The 11,948-nt window shown below is 35.9% G+C and carries 12 protein-coding genes and 1 tRNA gene; 3 read left to right on the top strand and 10 right to left on the bottom strand.

Going from position 1 to position 11,948, the window contains the following annotated elements; all coding sequences use genetic code 11:
- The 3 genes from VKY47_RS14300 to VKY47_RS14290 form a co-directional block, all read left to right on the top strand.
- Positions 1 to 544: RlmF-related methyltransferase (locus tag VKY47_RS14300; protein WP_324313526.1), on the top strand; the 544-nt coding region annotated here is incomplete at its 5' end.
- A gap of 169 nt (positions 545 to 713) precedes the next feature.
- Positions 714 to 1,439 carry a bacillithiol biosynthesis deacetylase BshB1 gene (bshB1, locus tag VKY47_RS14295; protein ID WP_324313525.1) on the top strand — a complete coding sequence of 242 codons (726 nt, stop codon included), beginning with the start codon at positions 714 to 716 and terminating at the stop codon, positions 1,437 to 1,439.
- Positions 1,440 to 1,584: 145 nt separating this feature from the next.
- Positions 1,585 to 1,660: transfer RNA gene (locus VKY47_RS14290), tRNA-His, on the top strand.
- Positions 1,661 to 1,783: 123 nt separating this feature from the next.
- On the opposite strand, the gene VKY47_RS14285 is transcribed toward VKY47_RS14290, so the two are convergent.
- From VKY47_RS14285 to VKY47_RS14240, 10 genes are all read right to left on the bottom strand, one after another.
- On the bottom strand, positions 1,784 to 2,398 hold the full coding sequence (locus tag VKY47_RS14285; protein WP_324313524.1) for a class I SAM-dependent methyltransferase: 615 nt from the start codon (positions 2,396 to 2,398) through the stop codon (positions 1,784 to 1,786).
- A gap of 191 nt (positions 2,399 to 2,589) precedes the next feature.
- Entirely contained in the window at positions 2,590 to 3,021 is a 432-nt protein-coding gene (locus VKY47_RS14280; protein ID WP_324313523.1) for a TlpA family protein disulfide reductase, read from the bottom strand.
- 21 nt (positions 3,022 to 3,042) lie between these two features.
- On the bottom strand, positions 3,043 to 5,028 hold the full coding sequence (locus VKY47_RS14275) for a monovalent cation:proton antiporter family protein (protein ID WP_324313522.1): 1,986 nt from the start codon (positions 5,026 to 5,028) through the stop codon (positions 3,043 to 3,045).
- A 355-nt stretch (positions 5,029 to 5,383) separates the two neighbouring features.
- On the bottom strand, positions 5,384 to 5,971 hold the full coding sequence (locus VKY47_RS14270; RefSeq protein WP_324313521.1) for a TlpA family protein disulfide reductase: 588 nt from the start codon (positions 5,969 to 5,971) through the stop codon (positions 5,384 to 5,386).
- A 9-nt stretch (positions 5,972 to 5,980) separates the two neighbouring features.
- A complete protein-coding gene (locus tag VKY47_RS14265) occupies positions 5,981 to 7,633 on the bottom strand; it encodes a bifunctional metallophosphatase/5'-nucleotidase (RefSeq protein WP_324313519.1) in 1,653 nt (550 codons plus the stop codon).
- A gap of 4 nt (positions 7,634 to 7,637) precedes the next feature.
- A complete protein-coding gene (locus VKY47_RS14260) occupies positions 7,638 to 8,051 on the bottom strand; it encodes a sulfur reduction protein DsrE (protein WP_324313518.1) in 414 nt (137 codons plus the stop codon).
- A 94-nt stretch (positions 8,052 to 8,145) separates the two neighbouring features.
- Positions 8,146 to 8,559, bottom strand: a complete 414-nt coding sequence (locus VKY47_RS14255) for a DoxX family protein (protein ID WP_324313517.1) — start codon at positions 8,557 to 8,559, stop codon at positions 8,146 to 8,148.
- Positions 8,560 to 8,660: 101 nt separating this feature from the next.
- A complete protein-coding gene (locus VKY47_RS14250; RefSeq protein WP_324313516.1) occupies positions 8,661 to 9,014 on the bottom strand; it encodes a hypothetical protein in 354 nt (117 codons plus the stop codon).
- Positions 9,015 to 9,209: 195 nt separating this feature from the next.
- Positions 9,210 to 10,778: a M28 family peptidase gene (locus VKY47_RS14245; protein WP_324313515.1), complete on the bottom strand. Its 1,569-nt coding sequence runs from the start codon at positions 10,776 to 10,778 to the stop codon at positions 9,210 to 9,212.
- 104 nt (positions 10,779 to 10,882) lie between these two features.
- Entirely contained in the window at positions 10,883 to 11,920 is a 1,038-nt protein-coding gene (locus tag VKY47_RS14240) for a M28 family peptidase (protein ID WP_324313513.1), read from the bottom strand.
- Positions 11,921 to 11,948: the final 28 nt, after the last annotated feature.

Raw genomic sequence — 11,948 nt, 5'->3', positions numbered from 1 at the left:
GTTTTTGGCTTCAGATGTTGATAAGGAATCTTTAGAAAATGCCCAGCTTATTGTTGATAAGAATGGATTGTCGAACAAAATTAAATTGATTTTTCAGGCGAATCCCTCTCAAATTTTAAAAGGAATTCTGAATTCTTCTGAAAAAGTGAGTGCCACCATGTGCAATCCGCCCTTTTTTAAAAGTGAGACTGAATCGCTAGCAACTACTACCAGAAAGCTGAAAGGTTTAGGGAAACAAACTGAAACTGTAGTTAGAAATTTTAGTGGTACATCCAACGAACTTTGGTATGAAGGAGGAGAAAAAGCATTTTTACACACTTATCTATTTGAGAGTTCCTTCTATAAAGAACAGTGTTTTTGGTTTACCAGTTTGGTGTCTAATAAGGATCTTGTAAAATCCATGAAACTGTCTCTTAAAAAAATAGGAGCTACTCAGGTAAAAGTGATTCAAATGAAGCAAGGCCATAAAATATCTAGACTGGTGGCTTGGACCTTTTTAAATGAAGCACAACAAAACAAATGGATTTCGAGTAAATATAAATGATAATTTGTAATTTTGACCTCACCGAAACTTCTGATTCCTCACCCGGAACTGCCAGAAAAGAACGTTTCGACCTCTGGTAAGTCCGTCTGAAGATATTCGGGTATGGAGAGGTAATGAGGAAGCTATAAGATAGAGTCGTTATCGGAGAGTTTTAATTAAAACAGTTTTTATGAAATTAGATATTTTAGCATTTGGAGCACATCCAGACGATGTAGAATTAGGTTGTGGAGGTACGTTAGCCAAAGAGATTGCAGCTGGTAAAAAAGTGGGAATTATTGATTTAACACGTGGCGAATTAGGAACTCGTGGGACTGCCGACACCAGAGATTCTGAAGCGGAAGCAGCTTCAAAAATTTTAGGAGCTAGCGTCCGGGTTAATTTGGAGTTTGCCGACGGTTTTTTTGTTAATGATAGAAATCATCAATTGGAAATTATTAAAATTCTTAGAAAATACCAACCAGACATTGTGCTTTGCAATGCCATTACCGATAGACATATTGATCATGCTAAAGGGAGCACATTGGTGAGTCAGGCCTGTTTTTTAAGTGGTTTGCTAAAAATAGATACAAAATTTGATGAATACGATGAGGCTTGGCAACAACCATGGCGTCCAAAACAAGTATACCATTACATTCAATGGCAGCCTATTGAGCCAGATTTTGTAGTGGATGTTTCAAACTATATGTCTAAAAAGCAAGAAGCCGTGATGGCTTATAAAACCCAATTTTACAATCCGAAGAGCGACGCTCCAGAAACACCTATTTCCAGCAAAAATTTTACCGATAGTATTGAGTATAGAGCTCAAGACCTAGGAAGATTGGTGGGCGTGGCCTATGCCGAAGGTTTTACTGTAGAACGTTACCCCGTGATTAACAGCTTATTCGATTTAAAATAGAAAATATAAAAAATAATATTGCTGAAATGCTTTGTTAAAGTAGGGAAATCTATTACATTTGCAGACCAAATTAAAATGGTGGTTGTACCTGCCTACCGGCAGGCAGGGCTCAGAACTGAGCTTTGTTGCGGTAAAAGTACAAAATGGTGGTTGTAGCTCAGTTGGTTAGAGCATTGGTTTGTGGTACCAAGGGTCGCGGGTTCGAGTCCCGTCTTCCACCCAGAAAATAAAAGCTTCACAGAAATGTGGAGCTTTTTTTGTGGGTTTAATTTTGGGGTTTTTTGGGGGAGGAGGAATAGCTTTGGATATTATGGGGGGCAGCTCGCGAGCTGTCCGTACGTGTGCTAAGGGGTTTTTATTCCAATAAAGCGCACGACGTGGCTGGTTCCATTATGGTAAAGACCTTCCTGTAAGTTTATTTCCATCTCTTCTAGCAATATGGTTTTAAAGTCCCTGAAATCGGCCTGAATCATTTCTTTTGAAAAAAGCATGTCTAGATTTTTCGGGCCTCCAACTGCGGGATTCTTTTTGCTGTATTCCAAGTGCTTTTTGCTAAAACCTTCTAAAATAATCATGCCGTTAGGTTTTAAATAGTCGCTAAGTAGTTGGTGATATTCTGCCCGGTTTTCGGCATTAAAATGTGCGAAAACGAGGACTATCACATCAAATCGGTGTTTTTTATAAGGTAAATTTCCAAAGGATCCAACCGTGTAGGTGATATCGACCTTATTTTCAGCAGCAAGTTGTAGGGCTTTTGTTTTTCCCGATTCGCTTATATCAAAAGCCTCTACAAGCCATCCTTTTGTAGCTGCATAAACCGCATTTCTACCTTCGCCTTCAGCAGGAAAAAGTATGGTTCCGGGCGTTAATATATCCAATTGCGATTTAACAAACAGATTAGGAGATTTTCCATAGATGTATTCAGGATTCTCAAAATGTGCGTTCCAAAAGTCTTTCATAATAAATGTTGATTTAAAGATTGAACTATTTTAAACAGATTCTTTGCGAAGGCTCGGTATCAAGTTCTATTTATAATTTTACTGCTAAAGATATACAATTGTTTGTCCAGAATTTATTAGGTCGTCCTTGGCGGCAAATATGTCCATTAATACCTATTAGGAATTCATTGTTTTATAAAAACGATGGATTTCTAATTTAAAAGTTCTTCAATGGCATAATACAGCCGATTTTGAGAGTTTTCCTGAGACCCATAAAAAGAACGGAATATTTCGGCGTTCTCATTTAATAGAATCCAATGAGGCGTTCCTTCACAGTTAAAAAAATCGAAATATTTATGATGTTGATCGAAATAAATAGGAAAAGGGAGTTCTTTGGATGTAAAGACATCCAATATATCTTGTTTGCTAAAATTTTGATTTCCAAAAGTGCTGTGAATGCCTACCACAGAAAGTGCGGGATAAGATTTGGACAAGTTGTAAGCTAAGGGGATGGCGCGACCGGTACAGCCCAAACATTGGTTGTTATAAAACAATATAAGGAGTGGCTTTTTTGCGTAAGCAGCTATCAAATCAATAGGTTCTCCGTCTAAGGTGCTTAAATTTATTTGTTCTACGAGTGTCATTTTAAATTGCTTAGAAATGATTTAGTTTAAAATTCGATGAAATGCTTCTATAGCTTCTTGTTTTCCGCTAACATACAACTTATCGTTTTGTAAAACTTTTTCCTGAGGAAGAACTTCATCTATAACATTGTCATTACGTTCTATAGCTAAGATATTGACGCCATATTCCTTACGGACATTGATATCCTTAAGCGTTCTTCCAACAATTTTTCCGCTATCTACATTCACACGTAAACAGGTAATATTTACATTCGGAATTTTAGTGGATTTAAAAGTGATAGGCAGTTTCTTTTTAGAATTGAAGATTTTGTAATTATCTGCTCTAATTAAATCTATAAACTCTGAAATATTGTTTTCAGGAATCAAGAAATCGTGAAGTACACGGGAAAATATCTCTATAGATGTTTCAAATTCTTCAGGAATCACATCGTCTGCTCCTAGAGCAATAAGTTCTGGAATTTCTTTTATATAACGTGTTCTAGCTACTAGATAAACCGATTTGCTAATATCGCGAACACTGGTTATAATGGCTCTGGTGTCTTGTGCACTGGAAATAGCAACAACTACAGAACGTGCTTTTGATAGGTTCACAGTTTCAAGAATATGCGGTTCGGAGGCATCTCCATACAGGATGGGGATGCCATTTGCCTTTTCCTTTTTTACTGTTTTTGGATTAAATTCTATCACCACATAAGGAATGTTTGTGTACATAGATGCTTTTGCCAAATTAGAGCCATTTAGCCCGTAACCTATAATAATGAGATGGTTGTTTAGCTCGGCTTCAAAATCGGCATTCAACTCGCTAAAAGGGTCTGCTGGAGTGGATGAGATGGCCTTAACAATCCTGGTGTTTAGAAATTTTTCAGAGATGTTTTCAGAAAAAATAATGATAAAAGGCGTTAATAACATGGACACAATGGACACTGCCAAAAAGTACTGATTGGTTTCTGCCGAAAGCAAATTATATTCAAGTCCCACTTTTGAAAGAATGAATGCAAATTCCCCTATTTGGAACAAGGCCAAACCAGTAATCAATACCGTTCGAGGTGGATATTTTAGTACGGCAACCGCTAAGGCTGCCACAGAAGATTTTACCACTAAAACCGCTAAAACCAACAGAAGAATAACCCAAATATGACTAAAGAAAAAGCTTAGGTCCAATAACATTCCTACCGAAATAAAGAAGAAGCTAATAAACAACTCTCTAAACGGTAAAATAATACTGGTTGCTTGATGGCTGTATTCGGATTCTGAAATAATAAGCCCCGCCATAAACGCTCCCAAAGCTAAAGACAATCCCGCTTGAGAGGTTAAGAAAGCAACCGCAAAACAAATGGTTATGGTGGTTAATAAAAATAGTTCTTTGTTATTGGTTTTTGCTATGGCATACATCAGTTTAGGAACTATATATCTGGCACTTATAATTGTAATGGCAATAACCACAGCCGATTTAAGCAATAAAGTTAAAATGCTTGCAGTTACGTTGGTACTTTGACCCGCAATTATTGGTGTAAACAACATCATGGGAACCACGATAATATCTTGAAAAATAAGAATGGCCAAGGCGTTTTTACCATGTTGTGTGGACATTTCGTTTCTGTCTTGAAATACTTTTAAAACAATGGCTGTACTGGATAAGGAGAATAAAAATCCTATAAAAATCGATTCGTTCCAGCTATTGCCCATAAAATAATAACAGGCACCAGAAATTAAAACCGTTAAACCCACTTGTATGGAACCTCCTATAAAAACCGTTTTTTTAATGGCTGCCAATTTTTTTAGGGAGAGCTCCATTCCTATAACAAAAAGTAAAAGAATAACCCCTATTTCTGATATAATTTCTACCTGTTCCACGCCTTTTACTAAACTTAAGCCATAAGGCCCAATGATGACACCCGTAATTAAAAACCCTAAAATTGAAGGAAGTTTGGCTCTTTGTAGTAAAAAAACAATCAAAACCGAAAACCCCAGTAAAATTAATATGTCTTGTAATAATGGTGTATGCATTCTGTTTGAAAATTAAAAGCTTAAATGAGGGCTAAAAATAAGTCATTTAATTTTTTAAGCCTTATTTTTTATTGATTGTTTTATTTTTAAAACTGAAATAGTCTGGGATTAGTAGGTTAGGTATTGTTGATTGTTAGGCGATAATTGGTAAATGTTCTTTGTTAATGGTTAAAAGTTATTTGGTATTAGTAGTTGTGATTATTTTTGAATTATCAATAAGGTTTAAGCATGAGGAGTTGAAGCGAATCTCCTTATATCTAGACAAAGGCGGAAACATTGAAAATTTAAAAGGGAAGACGATAATAAAAAGCAATTCCTCAATTAAGATGCTTGAGGAATTGCTTTAAGAGGAGTTCTACATTAAGGATTTTAGGAAATCCCGAAACTCATTTGTATCATAATCGCCAATACCAATATGGGTTAAGGCCAATGTACCACGAGCATCAATAACATACGTTGCTGGAATGCCACTTGTAGAAAACATGTCAGGCAACTGAGTTTGTAAACTATGTACATCAAAGTGATATCCTTTATTCTCGTTATACTTTTTAGCCTTATCAAAACTCGAATCTACTGAGAGCATGATAAAAGCGACATTTTCATTTTCCATGGATTTGGACAACTCGCTAATTCCGGGCATTTCGGCAACACAAGGAGGGCACCAAGTAGCCCAAATATTCATGAAAATCACTTTTCCTTTTAAATCTTCCATATAAATTGTTTCTCCTTTGGAGTTTAACAATTGAAAATTTAAATCGGCTTTAGCATGCTCGTTTAAGGCCAAAGTTTTTTCGGTTACATCGGGTTTCATAATACCTGTTGCCAAGAGGCCACGTTGTGCGAAGCCGATAACTTCGGTATGTAATCCTGTAAGGTATAAGATCAAGGCAATGGCACCAAATAGGCCATATTGAATGAGGCTCTTTTTTGTTTCAGTTTTCATAGGTGTAGCTTATTTAAATTCATAATTGGTTCCTGGAACGGTAGAAAATGAATTCTCTCCTAGGATGTCGCAATACGCTCTTTTGTCTAAAGTAGGGGAGACCGGGGAATGTACTTTTAGATATTCCTCGACGGCTTCGTGTATGGTATAGTCTTTAACTTCTACATCTTTTACGTCCGACATTCTACATAAATTATCAATAGGGTCTCCTGGTCTTACACAAGCTGAAATGGTGTAATATTGATCATCGTTTATAGGTTCTCCGTTGACTTCAATGGTATTAATTCGTTCACCTTTTGGATTATCACTATTAAAATTTACGGTCATGCCACTAAAACGAGCCAACCACCCACCAAAACGCTCTGTCGGGTTTTGTGCAAAGGCATTGTGCATTTCCTTTTCCAGCCAGTTTTTTATTTGTAATCCTGTGGCTTTACCTGTTTTTATCTTTTCGTTTACCGGTAACAGATTCCAAAGATTTTCGCGGGTTATGGCTGCTGGTTCTCCATTTTTAGGAACAATGGGATTACCAAATCTAAATCCGTTGGAAATAGCAATGTCTGCTCCAGTTTTCCATCTGGCGGCATCTGTAACCATATTATCCATAGGGTTTTCTACCGTTAAATAACGATATAGTGGGGTGTTTGTATAGCCAATAATGGTTTCTAGATTTTTTTTGAACGGTAATTTTGCTTTATCAACCAAAGATTGAATGTGGGGATCTGCTGGGTATATTTCGGGATCGACATCTATTAACTCGTAAGCATCTTTCACCAATTTACCATCCACAAAGTAGAGGGTTAGTTTACCTACAAAAGACCCAAAAGCACCAGGCTCTGTTACTTTGGCATACTTACCTTGAATAAGGTCCCGAATACGCTCGTGCGTGTCGTTTCCTAGAATGTAATCAACATTTTTAGCGATTTTATTGTTAGCCAAATCCACTTGTTTAAAAATGCCAATATGAGTTACTAAAAACAGAACATCCAATTTCTCCTCGACTTTTAGCGTGTTTATAAGAAGCTCCAATTCATCGTCCATATCGCTAAAAGTTAGGCCTTTACTAAAAATCGGGTTTTGTCTTATGGGAACATCTGGATCGTTAATTCCAATAAAGCCCATTTTAATGCCATCGATTTCTTTAATCCAATGCGTTGGAAAAATAGGTTCTTTCGATGTTTCGTCGAACATATTCTGAACAATTACTTGTGTATCATAGCCGTTCATTACGTCTAACATAATATCTTTTCCATAAACAACTTCCCAATTTCCTGGTATTAAAAGATCATAATCCATGGCTTTGATAATGTCGGTCATAACAGCACCTTCAGACAGTTGGGCATAGCCACTACCCTGAATTAAATCGCCACCATCTACGACCAGAACCCGTCCAGGATTCTTTTTTCGTTCTTGATCGAAAATGGTTTTAATATGGGCCATACCACCACGTTCTTTAAAGATGATTTCTTGGTTTTCCCAAAACAATTCTGGGTGACTGTCCAATTGGCCATGAATGTCGGCTGTTTGTAAAATAGTTATGGCAAGTGTGTCCTTGATCTGTCTTGCTTCAGCTAGATTTTTATGCGATTTGTTTTCACAATTAAATAAGCTGAAAACTCCTATTGCAAGGGCCATTTTTATATAAATACGTGTTTTTTTCATCTAATTATAAGCTTAAGTTGTAATATCCTTTTTTCTGAAGTTGTAGGCTTTTCAATACGCCATTTTCCACTATAGAAAGACTTTTTGGAACTGCGTTACGATCAATTTTAAATTTGTTTAGCGAGAATCCACAGGCATTTATGGTAACACCTAGCGATTTGGCCTTTGTTATAAATGCATCCATTTTTGAGGCATCTGTAACATCGCCAACGTTCTTGCCACAAACGATAATTTGAAAATCTCCAAATTGTTTTCCGTCTTCTTGTTTTAAAGTTTCAGCAGCTAATAAAATAGGTTGTATTTGCTGAATGTTTTTAGTTAATACCACATAGTTTTGGGTACTTTTTTGTGCTTGAATTGTTGTTAGTCCGAATAGAGATAGCGCAACTATTAACGTTTTAATGATATTTGATTTCATGTGTTTGTTTATTTATAGGAAACTAGTATGAAGGATTTAAAACTTTTTTAAAACCACTAGGATTCCTTTATTAATAATTATAAAGCAAGCTCTATTACGAGTTCACTTTTGATTGTTTATTTTTTTGAGTTTTATTTAAAATGAAAAATGACAGCCCACCAAAAATGGCGATGTTTTTAAAGAGAGGACCTAAAGTGGTTAGCTGGCCTATTTGTACCGTAATTGTTATAGGAATAAGAACCGCCAACAGAATGATTGCACTCCATTTGGTTTTAAATCCCATAGCAAATGAGATGCCAGCAACAAGCAGGACTATTCCAGATAAAATGACTAAAATTTCTGGTTTGCCAAAGAAATAAGCAAATTCGTTAAAGTTGGCCATTTCTATGCGCTGCGTGGTTTTTTCTGGATTTAATAAATGACTAGCTCCAGCAATAATAAAAATACCACTAAGCATGATTCTAAGAAGTCTAACAGAGGTTAAACTCACAGATATATGTGTGTTCATAAAATTTCGTTTAAAAATAGTTTAGGCATGCTGTTTTAGCCAAGAAACTTAAATATCTAAGATTTTGGTGAAAACAAAAAGATGTAAAACTGATAAGTAAACTAAACTCGTGGAGGAGGGAAATTAGGGTCTTTAAAAACCTGATAGGTTTTTGGAGACATAAAATTGGTTTCTGGATAATTCTGCCACTCAAAACGGATGTCTGTTATTACAGCTTCAAATTGAAATTGAGGGGTGCAAAATGCCGAAAAAGGAATGACCGTTGTTTGCGAATCTTGTGAGACAACCTGTTCATGCTCTAAATTTGTAGGTTGCAATTTTTTGCAGTACGGATTTATAAAAGTAAGGTCGCTGGTGGACATAAATGAAACCAATAGCTTGGCATCTACTAAGGTATTCTTGGCCAAGAATATGGTTAAAAGCAACAAGGCGATATAAGGCTTTATGGTTTGCATGAACAACAAATATAGACTTACTCTAGGTGTTGCTTTGTAACAAGAGTTACATAAGTGGGTTTGAAGGTGTTTTTTAGGGTTTTATTAAGATATGAAATACTCGAAAGGTTTTTAAGACGGAATTTTTAAAGTTTTGCGAAAACAAAAAAGCTTTCCGGGTTTGGAAAGCTTTTTATTAATGAGTTTATTTTAGAATTATTCAGTGGCTTTATCCACTACAATTCTTTGCTCTCTATTCGCTAATTCCCAAGCCGTATAGAATACGAGTCTGGTACGGTTTTCCAATAAATCATATCTTATTTTATCAGGTGTGTCCGATGGCTTATGATAGTCGGCGTGAGTACCATTAAAATAAAAAATAACTGGAATGTTGTTTTTGGCAAAGTTATAATGGTCGCTTCTAAAGTAGAAACGGTTTGGATCGTTATCATCGTTGTAGGTATAGTCCAATTCGATGTTCATGTATTTCTTATTTGCGGCTTCCGAAATTTCGTGTAATTCTGTACTTAATTTATCAGCTCCAATTAAATATACATAGTTGTTGTTTTTATCCTCGTGTTTTGGATCTACGCGTCCAATCATATCAATATTTAAATTGGCTACCGTATTTGCTAAAGGAAAAATAGGATCGAAATCTGTATAATATTGCGAACCTAAAAGCCCTTTTTCTTCACCAGTAACATGCAGCAATAAAATGCTACGTTTAGGACCATGACCTTCCATTTGTGCTTTTTTAAATGCTTGAGCTATTTGAAGTAAAGCTACAGATCCAGAACCATCGTCGTCTGCACCATTATAAATTTCCCCATCTTTAATACCTTCATGATCTAGATGCGCAGAAATAACTATAATTTCATCTGGCTTTTCAGAACCTCTTATAATAGCAGCGACATTTTTACCAACTATTGCTGTAGAATTATTTTTATAAGTCATATGGATTGGCATGGCAATGGTTTGGTTCTCCACAGTGGTTTCAATGTTGGGCAACATGCTTTTTGCCAGGTCTGTATTAATTATAAAATAATACATGTCTTCGGTATTCCCTCGCAACGAAATAGAACCATTAGATCCTCCAAGACGTGCTGCTGCCATGGCGTAGATTTCTGGATAGTAAAAGAAAACAGCTTTTGCGCCTTGTTCTTTAGCGACGTCGCGTTTCACTCTGAAAGCTTGCATGAAATTAGACCATTTTGAAGCCTCGCTTGTTCCTGTAATTACATAATTACCCTTGGCATCTTTTGGTTCTCCCGAGCGGATTAAAACCACTTTTCCTTTAACGTCTAGGTTTTTATAGCTTGAATACGCCTCATCATCAATACCATAACCTGCAAATACAATTTCGGAGGTATTTAATGTGCCATTTGGAACAGACGTTACTGAAACAAAATCATCTACCATAGTAAAAGACTTGTTGTTTACCTTAAGCGTAATTTCGGGTGCAGCTGATTTTTCTAAAGGAACCTCCTGAAAATAATTGTTATTGGGTAAGGCGGCAGGAACATCCATTGCTACGTAATGATCTTTTAAAAATTTAACAGCTTTTTCCTCTCCGGCTTCACCTGTTCCTCGTCCTTCAAACTCGTCTGAAGCAAAAATATAGAGGTCCTCTTTTAATTCAGCTGAAGTTATGGTTTCCCCATATTTGGTAATATCTAAAGGGGATTTAATTTCTTGGGGTGACGTTTGAGTTGTGGTTTCAGCTTTCTGACTGCCACAAGAAAGGATCCATCCAACGCAGCAAATGAGTACTAGCACTTTTTTCATTATAATTATTTTAGTTAAAAATTAGTTACGATTAAAACAAATGTAATTAAACCCAATAGGGTGGGTAGGTGTTTTTACTAAATTTTAACACCTGTGGGTTCAATTTACATACTTTCGTTTAATATAAGTTTATTTTCCCTATTTGCAAGTTGCCAAGCTGTGGCAAATATTAATTGGGTTCTGCGTTCTAAAAGGTTGTAATCTATTTTATCGGCTGTGTCTGTTGGTTTATGATAGTCTTCATGTTCGCCATTAAAATAAAAGATAACGGGAATGTTGTGTTTGGCAAAGTTAAAATGATCGCTTCTGGAATAGTATTTATTACTTTCATTTTCATCGTTGTACTTATAATCCAAAGTGAAATTAAAGAAGGTGTTATTTACTTTTTCTGATAGGATATGAAGCTCTTTGCTCAATCTGTCTGCTCCAATTAAATACAGGTAATTTGGATTGTTTTCATGAGTTTTATCAATTCGTCCTATCATGTCTATATTTAAATTTGCGATGGTTTCATTTAGGGGAAAAATAGGGTTTTCGGTATAAAATCTTGAACCTTCCAAGCCAATTTCTTCAGCAGTTAAATGCAAAAAGAGAATGGAACGTTTAGGAGAAAAACCATCTTTTTCCGCCAATTTAAAAGCTTGTGCAATTTCAAGTAAGGCTACAGTTCCAGAGCCATTATCATCTGCTCCATAATAAACGAGGCTGTCTTTTATACCTAAATGATCGTAATGAGCTGAAACTATTAAGACTTCCTCTGGTTTTTCTTTTCCTTTAATAAAAGCCAATACATTTTCTGAAGCTTCCATTTCCTTCATAAAATATGATTTTGGGATGTATTGAAAGTAAATCGAATCGTTAATAGGAGAGGAGATGTCTTGTGCTTGATAATAGGATTTTAAAAAATTAGCAGCATCTTTTTGTCCTTTTTCTCCAGTAGCTCTCCCTTCAAATTCCGGACCTGCATAAATGTATAATAAGTCCTTTAACTCTGAAGCCTTAATGGTATGGGCGTACTCCATAACAGAAGCACTATCTGTAATTTTGATATTGTCTTTTAAAGTCTGAATCTTCGTGCTATACTTGGTCGTAGCACAGGAGCCAACCAAAGTCAATATAGAAACAATGGCAGTTATTTTCATAAATAGGTAGCTTATATATCAAATAAAG

Origin of the sequence: Xanthomarina sp., assembly GCF_035306705.1 — a bacterium.
Taxonomy (GTDB): Bacteria; Bacteroidota; Bacteroidia; order Flavobacteriales; family Flavobacteriaceae; genus Xanthomarina.
The sequence above is the reverse complement of the archived record's forward strand: the minus strand, read 5'-3'. Positions and strand labels throughout refer to the sequence as shown.